The organism is Paraburkholderia sp. GAS41, assembly GCF_050436545.1.
In the GTDB taxonomy this organism is placed as follows: Bacteria; Pseudomonadota; Gammaproteobacteria; order Burkholderiales; family Burkholderiaceae; genus Paraburkholderia.
In genome coordinates this window covers 170,156-194,076 of sequence record NZ_JBNDMK010000014.1, presented here as the reverse complement: position 1 = coordinate 194,076, position 23,921 = coordinate 170,156, and the positions used below count along the sequence as shown (strand labels likewise).

The following is a 23,921-nucleotide window of genomic DNA, read 5'->3' as shown; positions in this document are numbered from 1 at the left end:
TCCAGCACGTTTTCCACCGAGCGCGTGCGATAGCGGTGCCCGCCTACCGTCTGCGGCCACAGGCAGAACGTGCATTTCGAACGGCAGCCACGCCCCGTGTAGATCGACACGTACGGGTGCTTCAGATAGCCGATGAAGTAATTCTCGATCTTCAGGTCGCGCTTGTAGACCGGTGCGACGAACGGCAGTTCGTCCATGTTTTCGAGGATCGGACGCGCCTCGTTGTGCTCGATCGAGCCGTCCGCCGCGCGATAGCTCAAGCCCTGGATCTGCGCGAGCGGCTTGCCTGCCGCCACTTCCTGGCAGGTGAAATCGAATTCTTCACGGCAGACAAAATCGATCGCTTCGCTTGCCGTCAGCGAGTTGTGCGGGTCGACCGCGACCTTGGCGCCCACCATGCCGATCATCACACCCGGCTTGCGCTGCTTCAGGTCCTGCGCAAACATCGCGTCGGTCGGAAACGACGGCGTACTCGTATGAATGATGACGAGTTCGTACTGCTGCGCGATATCGAGCGACGCTTCGACCGACAAACCGTCAGCCGGCGCATCGAGTACGCGGCTATCCGGCACCAGCGCCGCAGGTTGCGCGAGCCACGTGGGATACCAGAACGAGCGGATCTCGCGCTTCGCCTGATAGCGTGAACCCGCCCCGCCATCGAAGCCGTCATACGATGGGGCCTGCAAAAACAGCGTTTTCATGAATGCTCCGACAATTTTCGTGGAATCTTGTAACTGATTGAATAAGAGAGGGGGCGCCGACGCGGCACGCGCGGCTAAAGTCGGAGTTCAACTCAGAACATTAATCTGACCGACACAAATAGTTTGTAATGCAAAATATATGAAACGACAGAAATATGAAGGTGTTTTGACAGACTGAATTCGCCTGACGACCCGGACCTTCTGAAAATAGCAGGGAACGTCGCCTGATGTCGTTTTATCTGCCAGACACGCCTCTAACATTCGGCCCACTCAATCGGTCTACGAATAAACCGGAGATGCAGAATCACCAGCATCCGCACGGGACAGGCCGGCAACACTGAAATTGCGTTGGAACGTGCGTCGCTGACGGTAGCATAGTCATGCGACAAAGCTGAGACAAAGGCGGCGCGGGCGATTCGCCTCGTGACCAGCACGATACAAACGGTGCTTGCCATGGCCGCGATATGGAAGGTCGCGGTCGTAAACACGTCTTCGGAAACACCGAAGACGCCGATTGCCAGCAGTGCCAGCAGTTGTATCCCGGCAGCGGCAAGTGACGCGGTCAGGAGGTAGGCGCGCAGCATGGCGATCGTGGCGGGTCTCATGGTGTAGCGCGTCGATACGGAGGTACGAAATATCGAAGGCGCTTTCATTTTCCTTGTGACCATCGATTAGCGAATGCATGTGTTCGGGTTTAAAGCCCTCTATGCACACATGCTTAACGAATCGATAGTAACGGGCCAAACCTGAAGGGAACCTTAAGCAGGATGCCCTATCTCCTTTCACTGTCCTGACATGCTTACGCTTCTAAACATAAACGTATGCTTTAACCGTGGGCTAAGGGCACGCGCTCTGCGGCACGGATAAATCCGCTCACTGAAACGGTCAGGCCTCCAGCATTAACGTTATTACGTAATGAAAGCCGCAGTTGTTGTCGATGCGCGATGCGAGCGGCAATGGCGAGCCCCAGTCCGCTACCCGTGCTCTTGGTGTGCTCGCCACGATAGAAGCGGTCGAGTACCCGCTCGAGTTCTTCTTCGGGAATGCCGGGTCCGTTGTCCACCACTTCGAGGCCAAGATGATCCGCCGTGCGGGTCAGCACGACGTCGATCTTGCCGCCATGCGGTGTGTAGCGGATCGCATTGTCGACCAGGTTATTGAGCAGCACGGCCAACCCGTGCGGATCCGCCAGCACATTGCATGCGTCGTGCGGAGTGACGGGATGCCGGAACTCGAGGCCCAGATCAATCTGTCGCTCATCCGCGAGCAGCGAGAAATCGCTGACGGTCTGCTCGCCAATTCTGCGCAAACTGACGAACGTCCCTTCGATTGCAGGTTGCGCATCCTCACGTGCAAGCGTCAGCAATTGCTGGACGAGCCGGATCATGCGATTGAGGCGTGTATCGATTCGCTCGAGCGTTTGACCATCGTCCTTCAACGTGCCGTTTTTCGACGCCGCCTGGAGCTGCAGTTTCAGCGCAGCAAGCGGCGAGCGAAGCTCGTGTGCCGCATCGGCGATGAACGTGCGCTGTATCTGCGAGGCGAGGTTCAACCGTGCGAGGAGATCGTTCAATGCCTCGACAAGCGGCCGGATTTCGACCGGCACGCTGCTGCCGAGACGTAGCGGTTCGAGTGAATCAAGCGAACGCGTGGCGAGCAGGCGCGACAACGCGCCGATTGGCGCAAGCCCCCAGGCCACCACGAGCAGCACCAGCGCAATGGTCACAGGCATGAACACAACGAGTGGCCACAACGTGTGGAGCGCCAGACGTACCGCGAGCGCTTCCCGAACCGAGACCGGTTGCGCGACCTGGACGAAGCGATCCGTCTGTTGCAGCCCGAAAACGCGCCAGCGGCCTTCGCCGAGTTCGACGGTGCGAATGCCCGCCGGTAGACGCTCCGGCACGGCCGACTGCCGTGAGTGATAGACCAGCGTACCCGTCTTGTCCCATACCTCGATGAGAATGCGGTCGTCCGAGATGCCTCCCACCCGAGCGTCTTCCCGTTCGGCCGTTTCCGCCGCCTCGACAGTCGAAGGCAGCGACAAGGCGACGGTTCGCAGTTCATAGTCGAACAGTTCGCTTGCCTCTTCGCGGGCGGTATGAAATATCCCGAGCGCGGCAATACCGGAGGCTGCGGCGAGACCGCAGATGAGCCAACCCAGCAGCCAGCGACGGATCGATCTCATTCGACTCTCTTCAATCGATAACCCACGCCGCGCACCGTCACGACCTGTTCCGCCCCGATCTTGCGGCGCAGGCTGTGCACATGGACCTCGATCGTGTTGCTGCCCACTTCTTCACCCCAGCCATAGAGCTTGTCTTCGAGTTCAGCGCGGGTGAAGACGCGTGTGGGCTCTTCGATCAACGCCTGCAGCAAGGCGAACTCACGTGGCACGAGCGTCAACGGCACGCCGGCTTTGGTTACTTCGTGCGCAGCGGGGTCGAGCGTCAATCCACCGTGCGCGTAGATCGGCTGCTTCTGGCCTGTACGCCGCCGCAGCAACGCGCGGGCTCTGGCCGCCAGTTCATCGAGGTCGAACGGTTTGATGAGGTAGTCGTCCGCACCGGCGTCGAGACCGCGAACCCGGTCGTTCACCGCGTCGCGTGCGGTCAGCATGATGACGGGCGCCTCGCCGCCGTGTCTGCGATAACTACGCAGCAACTGGATGCCGTCTTTTCCTGGCAAGCCCAGGTCCAGCAGGACGAGGTCATAGACGTCGTTGGCGAGCGATAGCTCGGCCGCCCTGCCGTCTTGCGCCCAATCGATTGCATAGCCTTCGCGCCGCATGGAGTCGAGCACGGTCTCCGCAATCATTTCATCGTCTTCTACCAGAAGCAGACGCATCGCGCCTCCCGTGTGATTACCCAACGCGATTGTCGCGCATCCGGGCTTAACCCTCCCTTAAGCCTTAGTTAAGCGTCCGTTCAATATCATCCTCCTTCAACAGAGGAGTGCGATATGGAACACAAGACGATGAGCATTGCCAGGCAAGTGGTCAGCAAGGTTCCCGAGGTGACGTTAGGTTTCTGGGCCATCAAGATCGCGGCCACCACGCTGGGTGAAACCGGTGGCGACTGGGTATCGATGTCGTTGAATCTCGGCTACCTGGTCGGATCGGCGATCTTCCTCGCGTTGTTCATCGCGCTCGTCTATGCCCAGGTGAAGGCGCGGCAATTCCATCGTTTCCTTTACTGGGCGACCATTGTCGCCACGACCACGCTTGGCACGACGCTGGCGGACTTCGCCGATCGATCGCTCGGGATCGGCTATCCAGGCGGCACCGCGCTCGTCGTGACATTGTTGATCGTCAATCTGGCGATATGGTATCGCGCGGAGGGTACGGTCTCGGTCGAGAGCATCGTCACCGCCAGGGTGGAATGGTTTTACTGGATCACCATCCTGTTCTCGCAGACACTCGGCACGGCGCTCGGCGACTGGGTCGCCGGCGAAGACCGCGGCGGTCTCGGTATCGGCTATGAATACGGGGCCATGCTCTTCGGAGCGGGACTGATCATCGTGGCCGCGTTGTACTTCTGGACACGTGTGTCCCGCACGGCACTCTTCTGGTGGGCCTTTATCCTGACGCGGCCGCTAGGCGCAACCCTGGGTGACTTCCTCGATAAACCCGTGGCACAGGGTGGCTTACACGTTAGCCGGTTGTATGCCTCCGCCATCCTGCTGGCGTTCATCGTCGTTTGTATTGTGCTGATACCGCAGCGCCCGGTCAGGCAGGATCCAGCGGTGTAATGCCTGAACGCTCGCGAAGCGCCTCCGGTTAAACCCACTCATATTGCGGCTATGGTGCGGTAGCGATCGCACTTTACCTTCATATATGTAATGCGCGCTTGTATCGCCCTGAAAGCACGTAGTAAGCTACATGAATGAATAACAATCACCGCACGAAAATAGCGCGTTTCTATAGCCGCGGCCGAGGAAAGTCGACGCTCACTGAAATCGTCGCCGTCATTGCGGCTCTCATCATCCTGGCCGGTCTGATCGTGCCCAAGATCATGAGCAGCCCTGACGAAGCGCGACGTGTGATCGCGAGACAGGACATCGGCAAGATCGTGCATGCGCTGGAACTCTACCGCCGCGACCATGGCCGTTATCCGACCCAGGATCCGGGCCTAGAGGTCCTGCTTGAAATGCCTGTTGCCACTATCGCGCCGGCCTCGGCTCAAAACCATAGCTACATCGAGCATCTGCCAAATGACCCATGGGATAACCCGTATCAGTACCGCAATCCCGGCGTACACGGTGAGATTGACGTATTCAGCTATGGCGCCGACGGTAAGCAAGGCGGCGAAGGCGACGACGCCGACATAGGCTCGTGGCAATAGTCCGCTGCCGACTTGGATTTCTGTGACATTGCGGCGGCCCGGAAACGGGCAGGACGCTCCCCATTGCGCGTCTCGCTCGTTTACGATACTTTATGCTCGATTATGATCGTTTTCACTTATCGAGCGAGAAACACCCATGCAGCGAACGCGACAGGATGCAGTAGACGGGCTTCTACCCGAGGAACGCGAACGGCTCATTCTTGAGCGCCTCAGAGCCCAAGGCCGTGTCCTCGCGTCGGAACTGGCCCTCGAGCTCAATACGTCTGAGCACACCGTGCGTCGCCATTTGCGCGATCTCGCCAATGCCGGACATTGCAAGCGAGTCTATGGCGGCGCATTGCTCGCGTCCCCCGCTGACCAGCCGGCGTCCACGCGGATGCGCGAGGCGGTCGAGCGCAAGCAGCGACTCGCCAGCGCTGCGGCGTCCATCGTGCAGCCAAAGCAGATCGTTTTGCTCGACGCGGGGTCCACCAATGTCGCGATTGCGCACGCGCTACCTGACAACAACGGCCTGACCGTCATCACCAACTCGCCCGAAGCGTGCCTCCGTTTGCTGGATCGGCCGGGGTTCGACGTCATTCTGATCGGCGGTCGCGTCGGCCAACATGTCGCCGGCGCGCTGGGGGCCACCGCGTTGCTGCAGATCCAGCAGCTCAAGGTCGATCTATGTTTTCTGGGGGCGTGCGCCCTCGACCCCCTCGAAGGCGTTGCGGCCTTCGACGCGGAAGATGCCGAACTCAAGCGTGCCATGGTGAAAGCGAGCGGTCTGGTCGCCATTGCCATGACATCTGAAAAGCTCATGACGGCAGCGCCATTCATGATCGCGCCCGCATCGGATGTCGACTATCTGATTGTCGAGGCCGACCTCCGCGCGGCCGCACGACGCGAGCTTGCAAAGGTCTGCGGTAACGTGATGGTGGCCACGTCATGAAGCCTCTCAAGGAACGTATTGCGACGCTCGCCGTGTTTATGGCCAACGGCTTTGGGATCGGCGCGTGGGCCGTCGAAGTGCCGCGCATCAAGGAACATCTTTCGTTGAGCGATGCGTCGCTGGGCATTGCGTTGTTCTCGTTTGCGCTGGGCGCCATCGTCGCGATGCCGTTGGCCGGACGCCTCGCACCGCGGCTCGGCAGCGGCCGTGCAACCGCCCTGCTGGGCGCAGCATTTGTGATCGCCCTGCCGCTGCCTGCATTGATGCCCAACTTTGGGATGTTGTGCGTCGTGCTTCTATTGCTGGGCGCCGCTAACGGCGCGCTGGATGTGTCGATGAACGGCCACGCCAGTACCATCGAAAGCGTCTGGCAAGCGCCGATCATGTCTTCGTTCCATGCTGCGTGGAGCGCCGGCGGCCTGCTCGGCGCCGCCACCGGCGCGATGATCCAGAAAAGCGGCCTGGGGGTGACAAGCGGTCTGGCACTGCCGGATATTTTGATCGGAATCCTGATCTTTTCTGCCGCCAGTCTCGCGCTGCGCGATCTCGGACCGCGCGCGCAGCTCGGCGGCAGCGGCTTCGCGCTGCCGGGTGCGGGCGTCATGAAGCTGGCCGCGCTGGCGTTCCTTTGCATGATGGTAGAAGGTGCGGTCGCCGACTGGAGCGCCGTGTTCCTGCGCACCGTTCTGACTGGCGAGGCAAGTGTTGCTGCACTCGGCTATTCCGCGTTCGCGCTTTCGATGGCGGCGTGTCGCATCATCGGCGACGTGTCCGTGCGCCGGCTGGGTTCCGGCACCGTCGTGGCGCTCGGCGGTTTCGTCGCGGCGGGCGGCCTTGCTCTGGTGCTGGGTTTGCCGAGCGTGTATAGCGCCTGCGTCGGATTTGCACTGGTCGGGCTGGGCCTGGCCAACATTGTTCCGGTCATCTTCAGCGCTGCGGGACGTTCGACGCCCACGCCCGCCGTCGGTGTGTCAATGGCCGCTACGGCAGGTTACGCCGGTTTTCTGGTGGGACCGCCTCTCATCGGATTCGGTGCGGGGTTTGTCGGTCTGCGGCTGGCGTTGTGCGTACTCGTGGTGGCAGCGTTGATCGTCTGCGCGTTTGGCAGCCGGGCGGTGCGCGGAGCAGGCCGTCTCGGCGCGGCGAAGGTGGCGGTGGTGTGAGAAGCCCGCAGAGCCAGGTTGGGGCAACCAGACAAAACGGCTCCTTCCCTAGCTCAGCAGCGAGGAAGTCGACAAATGCGCGGCCCGCCATCCGGGTGGTGCGCCCCATTGGAAAATAAGCATGCACGGGCAACTCGGCCATTTTCCATTCGGGCAACAACTGCACCAGCGTCCCCTGAACGACCTCCGAGCGGCACGCCCATGAAGTGGTCGAGACAATCCCAAGGCCAGCGACTGCCGCTGCCAGCGCGCCCGCGGTGTCGTTAGTCGACACGTGCGGCTGCACGTCGACCGAGGTCGTCTCGCCATTACGTTCGAATTGCCACGAAGACGGCCGCGCCCCCGCGGGGCCGCCGACGACGCGATGCGTCGCGATGTCTTCCGGTGTAGCCGGCGTGCCGTGCCGGTCGAGATAGTCCGGTGCTGCCACGACCACGCGGTGCATCTTGCCGATCAATCTCGCCGTGCCAGCGGAATCCGGCAGACTGCCCACCCGAATGCCGACATCGACCGCTTCCCGAACCATGTCCTGCCACCTGTCGTCGAGCATGATCTCCAGCCTGAGCAAGGGGTGACGTTCCGTAAAGGCCGACAGCCGCGGCATCACGACGCGCACGGCCATGGTCGAAGGCATGGCGAGGCGCAGCACGCCACGTAGTTCACCCGTTTCCCGGACGCTGTTCTCCGCGTCGTCGATTGCCGCCAGAATCGGCTCCATGCAACCGAGAAATTCCAGTCCAGCTTCAGTCGGTACGACCGCGCGTGGTCCGCGTGAGCAGCCGCGCGCCGAGCGACGCCTCGAGTTCTGCGACCATCCGCGAGACTTGCGATTGCGTCAGTCCACATTCCCGTGCGGCCGCCGAAAAACTGCCTAGCCGCGCGACCCGCGTGTAAAGCCTGAACGTCAGGACGTCTTTCAAGCTCCCCTGGAACTCGCCGCCGAAGTGGGCCGCGTGCTCGGCAAACACCTGCCCTACGAGCATGTCACCGTGTCAACCTTCCTGGAACCGCCGGTTGCAAGCAAGCCTCTTCCAGGTTTGTCCGTTGCGAAACCTACCGTTCGCAGATTCAAACGAAAAGACTTTTAGATCATTCAAATCCATTTACTAAGGAATATTAATCATGTCCAAGAAAGTTCTGATCACTGGCGCTACCGGCGACACGGGCCGCGCTGCTGTTCGCGAGTCGATCGCACTGGGCCTCGACGTTCGTGCGATGGTGCATAAAAAAGACGCTCGCTCCGCCGCACTGGAAGCACTCGGTGCTGAAGTGGTGGTTGGCGACCTGCTTGAGATCAACACCGTGCGCGACGCCATGCAGGATGTGGATGCCGCCTATCTGGTGTGGCCGGTCCAGCCCGGACTGATCAACGCGACGGTGAACTTCGCGCAAGCCGCAAAGGAAACCGGCGTCAAGACGGTCATCAACCTGTCGCAGCGTTCCGCCAACCGCGAGTCCAGCAGCGACTCCTGTCGCGACACCTACCTCGCCGAGGAAATTCTCAACGGGTCGGGCCTGCCTGTCATTCATCTGCGGCCCACTTATTTCCTCGAGTGGCTGCGCTATCTGTGGCAACTGCCGTATCTGCAGCAAGGCATTTTGCGCATGCCGGTCGGCACCGGTCGTCACTCGCCGATCTCGGCTGACGATCAGGGTCGAGCCATCGCCGCGCCGCTGAGTTATCCGAAGCGTTGGGCCGCAAGATTGTGTTTCAGGATCTACCGATCGACGAGTATTGCGATTCGATCACGGCCATGGGTGTGCCGCCCTACATCGTCCAGCATCTGGGCGGGGCGATGGCGGATTACCAGAACGGCCGGATGTCCGGCGCGGATGACAACGTCGAAAGGCTCACTGGCCGCAGGTCGATGACAGTCGGCGAATTCGCGCTCCTTCACGCCGACCCGCTCAACGGCCAATGACATGCATTGAATCCGGTGACTCGACGAGCGCCGGATCCACCACCTCACTCACATCAGACTCACAAGGACATCATCGTGGAAATCTCTCACTCCGTCGAGCGATTGCAGCGGACGCGGCCTTCGAAGGCGCCCTCTCCGCTCCGGATATAAACGACGCCCGCCGTGAGATGGAAGTCAACTATTTCGGCACCCTGTCACTCACTCGCGCATTCGCGCCGGTTCTGGCCAAAGCGGGCGGCGGCGCCCTGCTCAACATGCTGTCCATGCTCGCGCTGGTCAGCCTGCCGCTGGCCGCGACCTACTCGGCTTCGAAGGCCGCGAGCCTCTGCCTGACCCGTAGCCTGCGCGCCGAATTAGGTGCACAGGCCACGCAGGTGGTCGGCGTGCTGGCCGTTCAGACGAAAACCAACATGGACGCGAAGCTGCCCGAGCCGCGCATGACGCCGCAACAGGTCGTCACCGATGCGCTGGATGCGATCGAGGGCGGTACGAACGATGAAATCGTTGCCGGCAATCAATCGCGCGCCATTTACGAGGCATTCATCGCCGATTCGCAAGGGTTGCAGGCGAAGATGTCCACACGCTTGCCGCAGCGCGCCTAACCCCCTCTCACATCAAACGATAGAGGTCGTCATGGACTTTCTCGAAACACTCGCCAGCCGGAATGCCGAATTCGCACAGAGCGGCTTTTCTGCCGATCTGAAAATGCTGCCAACCGGTCTTGTGTATGACGTCAAGACCGGCCATGTTGCGACCGTCGTTCCGCCGGTCAAGCTGCGCTCTGAACTGGGTTAAGGTTAGTTGTGCCGCAATCCCCGCTCTGCCGCGGCGCAGGTCAGGCCTTCTCCCGGGTCTCGATCAGTACCGCACAGGGCGAGTTTTCGATGACTTTTCCACAGGGCGACGGATTGGCCCAGCGGCGTAGCCGCGACAAATGGTGATGCCCCATCACAACCACGTCGGCAGCCAGCAGCCTGGCCTGTTCGATGATGACGTCGGGAGGATCTCCGGCGCAGAAGTGCTGTTCCACCGTGAGATTGCGCTCGGCGAGTTGTGCGGCTGCGCTAACCAGCACGGATTGCGCGAAAGATGTCTGCGTGTGCGCGCACGGGTATTTCAGGCCATCGGGCGCGATACCGCTTTCACAACCCTCAGGCAGTGCATAGGACGGGTCGACCACGCACATCAGGTGGACGGTTGCCTTGCCTGGCGCCGCGACGCGGCTCGCCAGGTCGACAACGTGGACGCTCTGCGGCGAGCCGTCCAGCGGAACGAGCAGGATATTGAACATGGTTGCCCTCGTACGGCTGATGCCGGCCGCCATCAGCAAGGCGGCGGCAGTTGACTGAGCAGGTTGCCTGCTCAGGGTACTCCACACCGGCATCGCCTGCGGGTCGCATCCAGCGCGTCAGGTCTCGCTAGGCCGGTGTGCCCTCCCCAGCAGGGTTTGCCCCGCCAGGGCCACTCGCGCCGCCGCCCGGCGTCCCGCCATCGTGCTCGCCATGGTGTTCGCCCTCGTCACCGTCGTCATCATCGTGATGCGGCATCTTGCGCGACACCTCGTCGAGCTTGTCGCCAAGCAGACGCCGCACGACGACATAGAACACCGGAATCAGCAAAAGACCGAGGAAGGTCGCGAACAGCATGCCGCCGATCACGCCCGTGCCAATTTCATGGCGCGAAGCAGCGCCCGCGCCCGATGAGATCACCAGCGGAAACACGCCGAGAATGAAGGCCATCGAGGTCATCAGGATCGGCCGCAGTCTCAGCCTGGCCGCGGTCATGACCGCGTCGCGCAGCGTCTTGCCCTGCTGCTGCCCTTCCACCGCGAATTCCACGATCAGAATGGCGTTTTTCGCCGCGAGGCCGATCACGGTCACGAGACCGATCTTGAAGTAGATGTCGTTCGGTACTCCGAATGAGAGGCAGAACGCCAGCATACCGAGCATGCCGAGCGGCACGACGAGCAGCACCGCAGCCGGAATCGACCAGCTTTCATACAAGGCGGCGAGACACAGGAACACCACCACGATCGACAGCATCAGCAGCGTGACCGCCGACGAACCCGACAGCAATTCCTGGAACGACTGGCCTGTCCAGTCCGCCGCGAAACCGGTCGGCAATTGACGGTCGACGATGTTCTGCAGCACGTCGATCGCCTGCCCGGTCGAGTAACCCGGCGCGGAGTTGCCGACGATCTCGATCGCCGAATAGCCGTTGTAGCGCGGCAGCACCGTTGGCCCGAAGTTCCAGCGCGTATTCACCACGCTTGAAAGCGGCACCATGTTGTAGGGGGCGATCGAGCTGTTCGCGGGCGACGGGTCCGCGGCCGTCGTGAAGCCGTTCGCCGAGGTCGTGGAGCCCGAGGACGACTGGTTCGCCGCCGTGCTGGCGCTTGTGGCGTTGGTGAACAGGCTCGGCGTAAACAGATGCTGGAACGCGTCGGTGCCCATCCGGTACTGCGCATCCGCCTGGATATAGACGCGCTTCACGCGTCCGCCGTAGGTGAACTGGTTGACGTAAAACGGCGCCAGCTCCATCTCGAGCGTGCTGTAGACATCGGTCAGCGACAGGCCCATTGCTTCGGCCTGCGTACGATCCACCGCAATGTCCAGTTGCGGCGCACTCGGCAACGAATTGGGACGGATCCCGAACAGCACCGGACTCTTCGCCGCGCCCCCGAGCAGTGTGCCGGTGGCCTGCGCAAGCTCCGCACGCGACTGGCCTTCACGTGCCTGCAGATACATGTCGATGCCGCCGAACTGGCTGAGACCGCGAATGGTGGGCAGATTCACTGCAAAGATCTGCGCACCCGAAATGCTGTGCAAGGTCTGGTTGATTTTCGGAATCAGCGTCATGGCCGTGTCATGACGCTTGTCCCAGTCAGCCAGCTTGATGAACGACATGCCGACGTTTTCGCTGGTACCGACAAAACTGAAGCCCTCCGGCTGGAAAATCCCCACGATTTCCTTGCTGAACGGACTGTTTGCGAGCTTGTCGCGCACCTCCTTCATGACGCGGTCGGTACTCTGCAGCGTCGATCCTGGCGGCAGGTTGATCAGTGCGAGCACGAAGCCCTGGTCTTCGTCCGGCACGAAGCTGGTCGGCAGTTTCGTATACAGGAAACCCGTCAGGATGACGACGAGTACGAACGCGATCATCCAGCGCGGCGCATGGGTGATGGCCCGGCCGGTCTGGCCGATATATTTGTTGGTTGTCCACTCGAAACTACGGTCGAACCAGCGGTAGAACGCGTTCTTTTTCGTCGTATGCTCGGGCTTCAGGATCGCCGCGCACAGCGAAGGCGTGAACGACATCGCAAGGAACGCGGAGAATCCCATCGACACTGCAATAGTCAGCGCGAACTGTGCGTAGATGATGCCGGTTGCACCCGGCTGCAGCGCAGACGGCACGAACACGGCGGACAACACCACGGTAATTGCGATGATGGCGCCGGTGATCTGTCCCATCGCCTTGCGCGTCGCCTTCCTGGGTGGCAAATGCTCCTCGGTCATGATCCGTTCGACGTTTTCGATCACGACGATCGCATCGTCGACCACGATACCGATTGCGAGCACCATGCCGAACAGCGTCAACTGGTTCAGCGTGTAGTGCAGCGCCGATAGCCCGATGAAAGTCCCGAGCAGCGCCACCGGAATCACGAGCGTCGGAATGATCGTGGCGCGCAGATTCTGCAGAAAGATCAGCATGACGAAGAACACCAGCACGATCGCCTCGACGAGCGTGCGGATCACGTCCACGATCGACGCGGTAATGAACGGCGTCGTGTCGTATGGCACGCTCCATGTCACGCCTTCGGGCAGATCCTTCGCCAGCGTCGCCATCTCGGCTTTGACCGCCTTCGCGACCGCGAGTGCGTTAGCGCCCGGCAGCAGGAACACGGCCATGCCGCCGGCCGCCTTGCCGTTATAGACCGGCGCGAAACCATAGGTCTGCGAACCGAATGAAACCCGTGCCACGTCGCTCAGCTTGACGGTGGTGCCGTTGCTGTTGGCGACGATAATGATGTCCTGAAACTGCTTGATCGACGAAAAGAGGCTGTCGCCCGTCACCGTCGCTGTGAATACCTGCCCTTTCACGGCCGGATCCGCGCCGAGCGAGCCCGCTGCGAACTGCGCGTTCTGCGAGCTTACGGCATTGAGCACCTGGGTCGTCGACAAACCATAACTCTGCAGCTTGTTGGGGTCGAGCCAGATGCGCACTGCGTACTCCGAGCCAAGCAGCGTGGTATTGCCGACCCCGTTCACACGGCCGATGTTAGGCTGGATCTGCGAGGCCAGAATATCGGACAGGCGCCCTGCGTCGATCGACGCATTGTCCGACTGCAGCGCGACGAACATCAGGATGTCCGGGCTCGCCTTCGCCACCACGACCCCTTGCTGCGTGACCTGCGAAGGCAGCAACGGCTCGGCCAGTGTGACCTTGTTCTGCACCTGCACCTGGGCGATGTCCGGGTTGGTGCCGGTGGCGAACGTGAGGATGATCTGCGTCTGACCATTCGCGCTCGAGTTCGAACTGAAATACAGCAGGTTGTCGATGCCGGTGAGCTGCTGCTCGATCACCTGAGTCACCGTCGATTCCATCGTCTGGGCGCTCGCGCCCGGATACTGCGCGGTCACAGTGACTTCCGGCGGCGCGATGTCCGGGTACGAATCGATCCCCATGCTGTGCACCGAGATGATGCCGAACAGGCAGATCAGGATCGCGATAACCCAGGCGAAGATGGGGCGGGTGATGAAAAAACTCGGCATGAGCGGTCTCCTACTGCGCCGAGGCGGCCGAAGCCGCTGACGCCGTGGGACCCGCCGATGCTGCGGGGCTCGATGCTGCTGACGACTCCGCCGGCGCCGCGGCCGAGGCCGCCACCGCACCCGAGGCTGGCGCAGGCGGTTGCCACGCGACGGGCTTCACCGGCGAGCCCACTTTCGCCATTTGCACACCTGTCACGATGATCTGGTCGCCGTCCGACAATCCCTGCGTGACGACCCAGTCGTTGCCGAGGCTGTTGTTCGCCACCACGTCCTTGCGCGACACCTTGTTATCCGCACCGACCACCAGCACGTACCCGCCGACCGTGTCGCGCTGCACCCCTTGCTGAGGAATCAGGAACACATTGTTCTGCTGTCCGAAATTGACGGTCAGCGACACATACATGCCTGGCAGCAAACGCCGCTGCGGATTCGCCACGAGCGCCCGCAGATTGACGGAGCCGGTGGCCGCATTCACCGTTACGTCGGAGAAATCCAGCGTGCCCTGCGTCCCGTACGCGGCGCGATTGGGCAGCGAAATCCGCACGGGGGTATGGTTCTGCTGCGACAGATCGACCGTGCCGGCGCTCTGCAATTCCTGCAGCGTCGCCAGATCGGCCGAGCTGATGGTGAAGTTGACGTACATCGGATCGAGCTGCTGGACCGTCGTCAACAACGTGCCGCTGCCGCCCGCATCGGACGTGCCATTGCCGACCACCGCGCCGGCCGTCACCTGTTGCTGTCCGGCGATACCGCTGATCGGCGAGGTCACGTGCGTGTAGTCCAGCGAAATCTTCGCACTCTGGACGCTCGCCTCGTCGGCCTTGACCTTGGCTGCGGCGCTGCGTTCGGCGGCGTCGGAATTGTCGACGGTCTGTTGGGAGACCGAACCGACTGGCAGCAGCTTGCGGTTACGCGCGGCCGTGATGTGGTCGTTGGTGTAGGTGGCCTGATCCTCGGCGAGGATCGCGAGGTCGTTATTCAGTTGCGCCCGGTAGAAAACCGGGTCGATCTCGAACAGCACTTGCCCCGTGCGCACCGGCGCGCCTTCCGTGTAAGTGCGCCGCAGCAGCACGCCGGACACGCGCGCCGTGACGTTGGCGCTGTAGTAAGCCGAAAGCCGGCCGACGAACTGGCGCTCGAGCGGCACCGACTGCATATGTGCCGTCATCGTCGCCACCTGGGGCGGCGGAGGCGGCGGCGCGCTCTTCGAGCAGGCGGCGAGTACGATCAGACACAGATACGACAGCGACGCGCGCTGAGGACGTGACTTCATGGGAACTCCGTTCTTGCTTGAGGCCAGCACACGCGAACGCCGCGATATGCCACATCGTAAGGAACAGCCGGTAAGTCAGTCGGCAGACGGCGCCGGGGCAGGACGTACTGCAGATTCTGAAGCGGGCGACGAAGCGGCGGCCGGCATGGAAGCCATCTGGGCGTCATCGCGCTGCCAGCCGCCGCCCAGATTCTTGACCAGCGCCACATTGCTTTCGGCAAGCAGTGCCTGCGTATCGCGCAGATTCTGTTGCGCCTCGAGCAAGGTCAGCCGTTGCGTCAGCAAGTTCTGCTGACTAACCGCGCCGGCGTTGAACTGCGCCTGCTCGCTCGCGAACAGGCGGCTGCTGCTGTCGTACACCTTCGCGAACGCGTTTGCCTGCGCCCGCAAGTGATTCATCGACGAGAGGCTGTCCTCCACACTCTGAAACGCCGCCAGCACCGTATTCCGGTAGTTCGCCACGTCTTCGTCGTAGGTGGCGCGCGCGCCGTGGACTGCGGCGGTACGCGCGCCGCCGTCGAAAATCGTCTCCGCGAGTTCGGGGCCGAGGGTCCAGAAGCGGTTCGGCACGGTAAACAGATGTGCCAGGGTGTTGTGCGCAAAACCGCCCTGCGCCGAGAGCGTCAGCGAGGGATAGAAGGCCGCTTCGGCAAGGCCGATACCCGCGTTGGCCGCCGCCGCCGTGCGCTCGGCACTCACGACGTCGTAGCGCCGTTCGAGCAATTGGGAAGGCAGCGCCGACGGTACCGCGGGCGCAAGGAAGGGGTAGTCCGGATCGGGGGCGATGGTGAGCGACTCAGGCGGCACGCCGGTCAGCACGGCAATCGCATGCTCGTCCTGCTCGCGGATCGTTTCGGTGGCCTGAAGATCGGCGATGATAGTTTCGAGATTCTCCTGCGCGGTCAGCACGTCGTCGCTCGACGCCTGGCCGACCTTGAAGCCGGTCTGCACCATCGAGAGAATCTGGTTGTCGATGTCCTGCTGCTCGCTCAGCGCGTGGATGTCGAAATCGGCCTGGCGCAGCTGGAAATAGTCCGTGGCGACACTCGCCGCGATGGAGATGCGCTCGCCGGCAAGCTGTGCATCCGATGACTGGGCGTTCGCTTTCGCCTGCTCGATCTGGCGCCGTATCTGCCCCCACAGGTCCAGTTCCCAGCTGACGCTGCCGCTCGCCACCATGCTGTTGCCCGCCCCGACGGTCGACGAACCCGAACCTGCCTCGAGCGCGCCAATGTTGCCGCCGGAACGCGCGCCGGAGATGCCGGCCTTGACCACAGGGAACAGACCGGAGCGGTCCTCTTCCACGGTTGCCAGCGCGACGCGGTAAGCGGCTTCCGCCGACGCAATCGACTGGTTTGCCTGCAACGCCTGCTCGACGAGCGCATTGAGCTTGTCGTCGCCGTACATGCGCCACCACGTACTGGAGATCGCAGCCTGCGGATTGACTTCGGCGCGCTGCCAGTCGACGCCTTCCTTGAACCCTTGCGGCACCTGCACCTCGGGCTTGCGATAGTCCGGGCCGACCATGCACGCCGCAAGGGACGTGGCCAGGACCAACGCGAGGCCGCCCCTCACCGCGCGTCGCGATCGGGAATCTGTAGCCTTTTTGTAAGCAAAATCCAAGGTGCGCGAATGACGATTCAAGTGCATTCCCCTGTTTCCCGCATTAGCAGTCCGACAACGAGATGACACGTACTTTAACGAAGTAAGACGTTCCTTGCATATAAGCCGCTAAGAAAGAATTTACCAGCGCAATGGCGACTCATTTCGTATGACTACAAGAGCGGCGCCATCCCCTTCTCTCCGATTGTCGGCTCCAGTACGACAATCGAGCCTCGTGCGGCACGCGTCGCTCAGCATTACGAACGATCCGCATACGAGATGCGCCACAGCGTGCCGTTGCCGTCTTCGGTCACGAGCAGCGCGCCGTCGTGCGCCACCGCTACCCCTACAGGTCTGCCCCAGACGTTACGGTCGTCCGCCACGAAGCCGGTGAGAAAATCCTCGTACTCGCCGGTTGGAACGCCGTGCGCCAGCCGCACTCGCACGACTTTATAGCCCGTACGTGAACTGCGGTTCCACGACCCGTGCAAGGCCACGAAAACGTCGCCGCGATATGCGGCGGGAAACACTGCCGCGCCACTTGTAGACGTATAGAAACACAACTCCAGCGGGGCCGAGTGCGACTGCAGCAACACGTCGGGCACCAGCGTCCGCGCGGCAAGATCGGGCCGCTCGCCGGCGTGGCGAGGATCTTCGTGACCGCCCAGGTAAAACCAGGGCCAACCGTAAAAACCTCCGGCCTTCACACGCGTGACGTAATCCGGCACCAGATCGTCGCCGAGGCCGTCACGTTCGTTGGTCGCGGTCCACAACTCGCCCGTGTCCGGATCCACCGCGATTCCCGCGCCGTTGCGAATGCCCGTCGCGAAGGCGTGGAGCGGTTCATGGCCTTCGGGGTCCGTGACGAGAATGTCGGCTCGATTCGTTTCAGCATCCCATCCTGCGCCCTGTCCGTGTTCGGCGTCCCAACGGGCGATATCTGCGGGGCTCTTCTTGCCCATGCCTTCCGCCACGTTCGATCCGGAACCCACCGTAATGTACATGCGCTTGCCATCCGGAGAAAAAGCCACGTCGCGCGTGGTATGGCCGCCCGTGCTGTCGGCCAGATGCGGCACGACGACCTGCGCTGCGCCACTCGCCTTGAGATCGCCGCTGCGATACGGGAAACGCACCACCGAATTGTTGTTCGCCACGTAGATCCATTGCGGGTGGCTTCCCGATGGATAGAAGGCGATACCGAAAGGCCGGTCGAGACCCTCGGCGAAAATCTGGTTGTCAGACGGTGTGTCCGCGCCATCCGCGGCACGCAACACCCTGATGCGATTCGCGCAGGTCTCCGCGACAAAGATATCGCCGTTCGGCGCGACCCGCACGATACGCGGATTCGATAAACGCGACGCGAACAGCTGAACCTTGAATCCCGGTGGAACGGACAACGAAGCATTGGCAGGCTGCGTCACCACACGTGGACCGTTTCCGGATGACGTCGTTTTGTACGGTGCGGGCAAATCCGCCACCGTCAGGTGATGCTCGACACCTGGGGCGGCGCGGCGCCAATCGCCAGGGTCGGTCTCAGGCGCAGCAGACGATGCCGGCCGGCTGTCTGACGAAATCTGCGCCGGCAGCTTCAGGGTGGCGAGGTAGGCAATCACGTTGCTGCGGTCACTGGCATCGGCGACAGAAACCGGCATGGCGGTGCCGGGCACATTCGCCACCGGATTCGCGAGGAAGCGTTCGAGGCTCGCGGAATTCCACGTGATGCCCGAGCCGCTCAAGGCATTTGTAAAATTGAAGTTGGGCTGAGAACCGGCGCGCCGGCCAAACACGCCCACGAGGCTCGGGCCTTGTCGCTGGATTGCCAGGTTTCCGGCGCCGAGGCTGTCGGCGTGGCACATGGCGCAGTTCTGCTGGAAGAAGGTCTTTCCCAGTGCCGCATTGCTCTCAGGCGTGCCTTGCGCTGCGGCCTCTCCACAAACGCCCAGACTGACCAACACGAGGCTTGCAACACACGCTCCCCGCAAGGACGGCATGGATCGCACTGCGTACCCGGCTGCGTTCAACCAACGATACCGTAGAGATAACAGCATGACCCACCTTCCGTGGATGAAGTTACTCGTGCGATTCTACGGTGGAATGCGAAGTGGAGTTTGGCGCGTGTTAGATTGCCTCGCCGCTAGACCGCGCATTGCAGCGGCTAGCCTTTGACATCATCCTGAATCCTGATGTCTCTAACCGTATTTCGCTTTTGACCTGCTTCCCGACGAGACACCGATGACCGCTCAACTCACTTCCGCTATCGCATCGAAATTTGCCAATCTGGCGCTGGCTCACCTCACACGTGAGTATCCGAACAAGCTGACACACTCGTTGGAAGGTCCGCAGGACGTGCAGGGACCGCGTGCGCTGCATCCAATTTTTTACGGCAGCTACGACTGGCATTCTTGCGTGCACGGTTACTGGCTGATCCTCCATCTGCTCGAGCGCTTTCCCGATCTGTCCGAGGCCGCGCGCATCGTCGCCATGGTCGATCAGCATTTCACTGACGCCAACGTGGCCGGCGAGCGCGCGTATCTCGACTTGCCGCACAATCGCGGCTTCGAGCGGCCGTATGGTTGGGGCTGGCTGCTCGCACTGTCGGCGCAGATCGACGCGCTGCAACTGCCGCAGGCGGCGCGCTGGCGCAAAACATTCGCACCGCTAACCGATGTTTTCGTCGAACGCTTCGAGGAATTCCTGCCCAAGGCCACCTATCCGTTGCGCGTCGGCACGCATTTCAACATGGCGTTCGCGCTTGCGCTGACGCTCGATTTCGCACGCCAGACCTCGCGCGAATCTCTCGCAGCTCTGGTGGTAGAGACTGCACGGCGCTGGTATCTGAATGATGTGGCATGCCAAGCATGGGAGCCGGCCGGCGATGAGTTTCTGTCGCCCGCGCTGATGGAAGCCGAACTGATGCGCCGCGTGTTGCCGCCTGCGGAGTTTATCGACTGGTTCGGCGCGTTCCTGCCGGAGCTTGCTACGCGCCAACCGGCCACGCTGTTCGTCCCGGTAACGGTAAGCGATCGCAGCGACGGCAAGATCGCCCATCTCGACGGCCTGAATCTGAGCCGCGCCTGGTGTCAACGCGCCCTCGCCCGCGCACTGCCCGTCGACGATGCGCGCCGTGCCCTGCTCAATGAAGCGGCCGAACTGCATCTCGACAGCGCGCTTGCGCATGTCGCGGGGGACTACATGGGCGAACACTGGCTGGCAACTTTTGCGACGCTCGCACTCGAAGCATGAACGTCACGCACGTGATACGGTGAAGCGAAAACGCTGCTGCGATGTCGCAATAGCGTTTCAGCGGCGAGCGACCAAACCGTTCGCTTCATCGCGGCCTGCGGCTCAAGTCTGAGGTATGGTCACGCCCATTGCTTCGGTAAACGGCGGACACAATTCCGCCGGAACTTGACACCCCCAATCCTTTCTTAAGGCTATACGAGGGAGAACATCATGTTTCGCCTGGTTGCGGCGCTCGGGGTGGTGGCGGCTTTGGCCGGTTGTGCGGTCCCGCCGGGTTATGGCTATCCGTATTACGGCGACTATGGTTACCCGTACTACGGCCAACAACCGTACTACCCGGATTACGGTTATGGCTACGGTTACGGTTATGTGCCGGCCTACGGCTCAATCGGTATCTGGGGCGGCGGTTGTTGTTATTACGGCCACGGCGGCTATTGGCATGGTTACCACGGCTGGCATGGCAACGGCGGCTGGCATGGTGGCGGACACGGCGGCTGGGGCGGCGGCCACGGCGGCGGCGGCGGTGGGGGCACCTTTCAGGGCGGTGGGAGCGTCGGCGGCGGGCACGGTCACTAAAGTCACCAAAACGCAAGCTGCCAGTGCAAACTGAATGTGCCTAAAAGGTAATGAAGTTTTGCACTTGCTTGACTGTGTTGTCACGGTGCTCACGCTAAGATAGCGGGCCATCCACCCACCAGGTCAGTCTGACCGAGGAAACCCCGTGAAGAAAATCTTGCTTGCACTCGCACTCGCCGCTGTCACCGTTGGCGTTATCAGCCCGGCTTACGCCGATGATCACGATCATCACCATCAGGTATGTCACAAGGTGAAGGTCCATCACCACTGGGAAAAGCGCTGCCACTAAGGTATGCGCCGGTTCCGAGGCGTCCCGGCTGCCTCGCTGCAATAGTGACGCGGGGAGAAAGCCTGCACAAAACGCCCTCAGCGAATAAAAAAATGGCCGCAGATTGCTCTGCGGCCATTTCCATCTTAGCGGCTTGATTTCACCGCTTTCTCATCAGTGCGCCCACTCTGGCGCGGCCCCGTGTTGGACATCCCCGTACTTATGATTAGCAACACTTCGTTACGTTTGGTTACAGTCTAGGCGTTTCGCTGCGCGTTTCCATTATGGTTTTCCTTAGGTAACGCGGTTTGTGCCGCCGTGCGCCGCAGCGCCGGCCACCAAGGCCAATGGGTGATTCCATCCTAGTAATTCAGACAGCTTCCCGTCTTGCGAATTTGAGGTAGAGTATTGGTTAGACAAATAAAGTGGTGTCAATCCACGTCGTGCCATTACGGGGAGCGGGACATGCTTACGCTAGTCGATCAGGACATTGCGCACATCACGCGCGTCATGCAGCCGTCGTTGTGTGGAGACCTCGGTGGTCCCATTCTCCCCCCTGAGTACTGGCGAAAACGTCTGTACGACCTGCTCGACGCCCATCACGTCACCAACACCCAACTCTGTTCAATCGACGACCTGCTGTTGCAACTCGACGAACTGGACAACGCCATTCTCCACAGCAGGGTGGTCGCCGAAACCTGAAGGTTTCACCTTCGCCTCGTGAACGTCGAGTTCAGTCGTGTCTTTTAACGATACGCAACCGGCGGTGGTTCACCGGCATTCAGTGTTCCGCTGCTTCCGCTGGGCCGCGACGCCGCATCCTCGTCGATGCGCAACAGCCGGCCCGCGTTGGCAATCACGATGAACGTGCCGACGTTGTGCAGGATCGCCACCCAGACCGCCCCCAGCAACCCGAGCGCAGCAAACGCGATGATCGCGACGGTCCAGACGAGTCCGATCGCCGCGTTGACCGTCGCGGTACGGCGGCAGCGCCGGCCGAGCCGGATGCAGGTGGGAATGCGCCGCAGATCGTCGCCGAGCAACACGATATCCGCGGACGCCACCGCAATGTCGATCCCCCGTTCACCCATCGCGATACTGGTCGCGCCGGCCTTGATGGCCAGCACATCGTTCAGGCCGTCGCCGACCACCAGCGGATGATGCCCGGCTTCCAGTTCGTGCATCACGTAGTCGAGCTTGTCGTGCGGCAGCGCCTGCGAGACGACCGTATCGATGCCGACCTCGGCGGCCACCTTGCGCAACGCGATAGTGGGGCCATCGTCGTCATCGTGTGAATGGCGGGAGTCCGGTTTGAATTCATGGCCGTGCTCGTGCTCGTGCTCGTGCTCACGGTCATGGCCATGCGCTTGCCCGTGCCCGATGCCCTGCGCCGCATGAGCAAAATCGGCCCCGCCGCCCGGCGTCGCCTGCTCGACCGGTTCAATGTGCGCGCTCATTGGATTTTCCCCTGCAGCACCAGACTCGATGCGTCGTGTGGATCGATCGTCGTCACGCGCCCGGCCTTCGAGAGGATCTGCTGGATCCGGTCGCGATAGGCGCGCGCGAGCAGGCCCGGGTCGCTATTGGCGTCGAGCGGTGTTTCGAGTTGCAGGATCGTCGTGGTCTCGGCCTGCGCGGTCGCGACGCGCCCGGTGGCAGTCGCCTGCGCGTTCTGCAGAACCTGGTCGGCGGACTGCTGCGCGCCCTGGCGAATGGTCTCGGCCTGGGTGCGCGCATCGGCGATATTGCGGTCGGCGGTTTGCAGCGAGGTGAGCACCGAGTTGAACGCATCGACGGCCGCCGCCGGAAACTGGGCCTGCACATCCATGCGCGCGACTTCGATACCGAGTCCGGCATGCGCCGCGGCCAGTGCGTTCAGATGCCGCTGCACCGCCTGCGCCATGTCGCCGCGTAGCTGTTCACGCTTGAGGGCCATTTGCTGATCGGTCGAGAGCAATTCGGGGCGCGCCACCAGAATCGCATCGAGATCGCGCGACGCCGTCACCTCCACCACCGCCGCGGCAACCACCCGCTGCAGCGCCGAGTCGAGACGATCTTTCTGCAGCACATAAGCGTAGGGATCGACCACGCGGTAATACAGCGTCGCGCTCAACTGCACCCCGCCGTTGTCGCCGATCAGCACATAACCGGAGCCGGCCAGCGCATCGGACAGCGTCGGACCCGCGTTGTCGGGTGCCGCCCCGTCAGACTGGAAACCCCACGAACTGGCGTCGCCCAATGGCAATGGCTGAGGCTGGCTGGAATCCGTGGCGGCGGCTGGATCGACTGCGCTCGCACGCGCATCGCGGTCGAGCGCGCTGATACGCTGTTCGAGCACGCGCGCGCTGCCCGGGATCAGCAACACCGTTTCGAACGGCTGCGGCCACGCGACCAGCAAGCCCGCATCCTGGGTGCGCACGAACGCGCCGAAGCGTTCATACACGGCGCGCTGCTCGGGTCCCAGCATCACGACGCCAGTCAGCAACCAGGCGCACACGGCAATCGTCCCGATAGCGGCCGGCAGCAGACGCGCCACACTTTGCAGAACCCAGTTCTGACGCAGATCGATCCCGTAGCGATTACGCATTTGTGCGCTGAAGCGAGCGAGCGGCGAAGGACGCAGACGCAGCAGGCTCGCGACGAGGCTGTCGGGTACGCTGGCGTCACCGCTGCGCGTATGCGGCGGCGCGAACCACGAAAACACCGCGCGCAGCGCGAATTCGAGTGCAATGGCCGCACTCAAGGCACTGAGCGCATACACGGGCCACAGGGATGACACGCCGGCGTAGGCGAGCAACACGGCGCAGATCGCTATGACGAGCGCACTCAGCAACGCCGCCCGCAGAACATTGGCGAGCGACGCCCAGGCGCGGCCGCGCCCGGCATGCATCGAAAAGAACAGTTCGGCGACGAGCGTGCCAAATGCAAGCGAGAAGGCGGCCACGCCCGCGATCAGCGCGGCGCCGGGCGGCCGCAACGAAGCGGACAGCGCTAACTGGACTGGCACCCGCCAGGCGCGCGAAATTGGCGCAACGCCGGTCAATATGCAATGCGACCAAAGCGTGCTAAGCAGGGAGATTTACTGAGCAGGCGGCATGCAGTATCGATGCCGCCCAATTGATTCTGG

22 protein-coding genes and 3 pseudogenes are annotated in these 23,921 nt (G+C 62.1%); 12 read left to right on the top strand and 13 right to left on the bottom strand.

The window, feature by feature from the left end:
* The 4 genes and pseudogenes from P3T43_RS20395 to P3T43_RS20380 form a co-directional block, all read right to left on the bottom strand.
* A pseudogene (locus P3T43_RS20395) lies at window positions 1–701 on the bottom strand (hopanoid biosynthesis associated radical SAM protein HpnJ); the annotation flags it as partial.
* 254 nt (window positions 702–955) lie between these two features.
* On the bottom strand, window positions 956–1,354 hold the full coding sequence (locus P3T43_RS20390) for a hypothetical protein (RefSeq protein ID WP_429282842.1): 399 nt from the start codon (window positions 1,352–1,354) through the stop codon (window positions 956–958).
* A 173-nt stretch (window positions 1,355–1,527) separates the two neighbouring features.
* The gene (locus tag P3T43_RS20385; RefSeq protein WP_429282841.1) at window positions 1,528–2,889 is read right to left on the bottom strand and encodes an ATP-binding protein; all 1,362 of its coding nucleotides are present in this window, start codon (window positions 2,887–2,889) and stop codon (window positions 1,528–1,530) included.
* A complete protein-coding gene (locus P3T43_RS20380; RefSeq protein ID WP_429282840.1) occupies window positions 2,886–3,548 on the bottom strand; it encodes a response regulator in 663 nt (220 codons plus the stop codon). The genes P3T43_RS20385 and P3T43_RS20380 overlap by 4 nt, the downstream gene beginning before the upstream one ends.
* 114 nt (window positions 3,549–3,662) lie before the next feature.
* Here P3T43_RS20380 and P3T43_RS20375 point away from each other — a divergent pair, with 114 nt between their 5' ends.
* The 5 genes and pseudogenes from P3T43_RS20375 to P3T43_RS20355 all read left to right on the top strand — a co-directional run bounded on the left by P3T43_RS20375 (window position 3,663) and on the right by P3T43_RS20355 (window position 7,138).
* Entirely contained in the window at window positions 3,663–4,451 is a 789-nt protein-coding gene (locus P3T43_RS20375; protein ID WP_429282839.1) for a COG4705 family protein, read from the top strand.
* Window positions 4,452–4,585: 134 nt separating this feature from the next.
* Window positions 4,586–5,044, top strand: a complete 459-nt coding sequence (gene gspG / locus P3T43_RS20370; protein WP_429282838.1) for a type II secretion system major pseudopilin GspG — start codon at window positions 4,586–4,588, stop codon at window positions 5,042–5,044.
* Between the two features lie 136 nt (window positions 5,045–5,180).
* A pseudogene (locus tag P3T43_RS20365) lies at window positions 5,181–5,381 on the top strand (DeoR family transcriptional regulator); the annotation flags it as partial.
* A 39-nt stretch (window positions 5,382–5,420) separates the two neighbouring features.
* Window positions 5,421–5,975, top strand: a complete 555-nt coding sequence (locus P3T43_RS20360) for a DeoR/GlpR family DNA-binding transcription regulator (RefSeq protein WP_429282852.1) — start codon at window positions 5,421–5,423, stop codon at window positions 5,973–5,975.
* On the top strand, window positions 5,972–7,138 hold the full coding sequence (locus P3T43_RS20355) for an MFS transporter (RefSeq protein ID WP_429282837.1): 1,167 nt from the start codon (window positions 5,972–5,974) through the stop codon (window positions 7,136–7,138). The genes P3T43_RS20360 and P3T43_RS20355 overlap by 4 nt, the downstream gene beginning before the upstream one ends.
* Before the next feature lie 109 nt (window positions 7,139–7,247).
* On the opposite strand, the pseudogene P3T43_RS20350 reads toward P3T43_RS20355, so the two are convergent.
* Both P3T43_RS20350 and P3T43_RS20345 read right to left on the bottom strand, forming a co-directional pair.
* Window positions 7,248–7,742 (bottom strand): annotated as a pseudogene (locus P3T43_RS20350) (substrate binding domain-containing protein); the annotation flags it as partial.
* Between the two features lie 139 nt (window positions 7,743–7,881).
* Window positions 7,882–8,121 (bottom strand): helix-turn-helix domain-containing protein, encoded by a 240-nt coding sequence (locus tag P3T43_RS20345; protein ID WP_429282836.1) that lies wholly within the window; start codon window positions 8,119–8,121, stop codon window positions 7,882–7,884.
* A gap of 139 nt (window positions 8,122–8,260) precedes the next feature.
* Between P3T43_RS20345 and P3T43_RS20340 the strand changes: the two genes are divergently transcribed.
* From P3T43_RS20340 to P3T43_RS20330, 3 genes are read left to right on the top strand one after another with little or no spacing between them, the layout of a single operon-like run.
* Window positions 8,261–9,010, top strand: a complete 750-nt coding sequence (locus P3T43_RS20340; RefSeq protein WP_429282835.1) for an NAD(P)H-binding protein — start codon at window positions 8,261–8,263, stop codon at window positions 9,008–9,010.
* Window positions 9,011–9,056: 46 nt separating this feature from the next.
* Window positions 9,057–9,662 carry an SDR family NAD(P)-dependent oxidoreductase gene (locus tag P3T43_RS20335; RefSeq protein ID WP_429282834.1) on the top strand — a complete coding sequence of 202 codons (606 nt, stop codon included), beginning with the start codon at window positions 9,057–9,059 and terminating at the stop codon, window positions 9,660–9,662.
* Between the two features lie 31 nt (window positions 9,663–9,693).
* Complete coding sequence (locus P3T43_RS20330) at window positions 9,694–9,855, top strand: hypothetical protein (protein ID WP_429282833.1); 162 nt, start codon at window positions 9,694–9,696, stop codon at window positions 9,853–9,855.
* A 40-nt stretch (window positions 9,856–9,895) separates the two neighbouring features.
* Here P3T43_RS20330 and P3T43_RS20325 read toward each other — a convergent pair whose 3' ends face one another.
* The 5 genes from P3T43_RS20325 to P3T43_RS20305 all read right to left on the bottom strand — a co-directional run bounded on the left by P3T43_RS20325 (window position 9,896) and on the right by P3T43_RS20305 (window position 18,662).
* Window positions 9,896–10,351 (bottom strand): universal stress protein, encoded by a 456-nt coding sequence (locus P3T43_RS20325; protein ID WP_429282832.1) that lies wholly within the window; start codon window positions 10,349–10,351, stop codon window positions 9,896–9,898.
* 127 nt (window positions 10,352–10,478) lie between these two features.
* The gene (locus P3T43_RS20320) at window positions 10,479–13,832 is read right to left on the bottom strand and encodes an efflux RND transporter permease subunit (RefSeq protein ID WP_429282831.1); all 3,354 of its coding nucleotides are present in this window, start codon (window positions 13,830–13,832) and stop codon (window positions 10,479–10,481) included.
* A gap of 10 nt (window positions 13,833–13,842) precedes the next feature.
* On the bottom strand, window positions 13,843–15,105 hold the full coding sequence (locus P3T43_RS20315) for an efflux RND transporter periplasmic adaptor subunit (protein ID WP_429282830.1): 1,263 nt from the start codon (window positions 15,103–15,105) through the stop codon (window positions 13,843–13,845).
* Between the two features lie 75 nt (window positions 15,106–15,180).
* Window positions 15,181–16,680, bottom strand: coding sequence for an efflux transporter outer membrane subunit (locus P3T43_RS20310; RefSeq protein ID WP_429282829.1), 1,500 nt, complete (start codon window positions 16,678–16,680; stop codon window positions 15,181–15,183).
* 284 nt (window positions 16,681–16,964) lie between these two features.
* A complete protein-coding gene (locus P3T43_RS20305; RefSeq protein WP_429282828.1) occupies window positions 16,965–18,662 on the bottom strand; it encodes a PQQ-dependent sugar dehydrogenase in 1,698 nt (565 codons plus the stop codon).
* 277 nt (window positions 18,663–18,939) lie between these two features.
* On the opposite strand from P3T43_RS20305, the gene P3T43_RS20300 reads away from it, so the two are divergent.
* The 4 genes from P3T43_RS20300 to P3T43_RS20285 all read left to right on the top strand — a co-directional run bounded on the left by P3T43_RS20300 (window position 18,940) and on the right by P3T43_RS20285 (window position 21,496).
* On the top strand, window positions 18,940–19,950 hold the full coding sequence (locus P3T43_RS20300; protein ID WP_429282827.1) for a DUF2891 domain-containing protein: 1,011 nt from the start codon (window positions 18,940–18,942) through the stop codon (window positions 19,948–19,950).
* 210 nt (window positions 19,951–20,160) lie between these two features.
* The gene (locus P3T43_RS20295) at window positions 20,161–20,526 is read left to right on the top strand and encodes a hypothetical protein (protein WP_429282826.1); all 366 of its coding nucleotides are present in this window, start codon (window positions 20,161–20,163) and stop codon (window positions 20,524–20,526) included.
* 145 nt (window positions 20,527–20,671) lie between these two features.
* Window positions 20,672–20,815, top strand: a complete 144-nt coding sequence (locus P3T43_RS20290; RefSeq protein ID WP_429282825.1) for a hypothetical protein — start codon at window positions 20,672–20,674, stop codon at window positions 20,813–20,815.
* A gap of 444 nt (window positions 20,816–21,259) precedes the next feature.
* On the top strand, window positions 21,260–21,496 hold the full coding sequence (locus tag P3T43_RS20285) for a hypothetical protein (protein ID WP_429282824.1): 237 nt from the start codon (window positions 21,260–21,262) through the stop codon (window positions 21,494–21,496).
* Between the two features lie 44 nt (window positions 21,497–21,540).
* Here the strand turns inward: P3T43_RS20285 and P3T43_RS20280 are convergent, their stop codons facing one another.
* Entirely contained in the window at window positions 21,541–22,251 is a 711-nt protein-coding gene (locus P3T43_RS20280; RefSeq protein WP_429282823.1) for a hypothetical protein, read from the bottom strand.
* Entirely contained in the window at window positions 22,248–23,801 is a 1,554-nt protein-coding gene (locus P3T43_RS20275) for an SPFH domain-containing protein (RefSeq protein WP_429282822.1), read from the bottom strand. Before P3T43_RS20275 ends, P3T43_RS20280 begins: the two co-directional genes overlap by 4 nt.
* Between the last annotated feature and the right edge of the window lie 120 nt (window positions 23,802–23,921).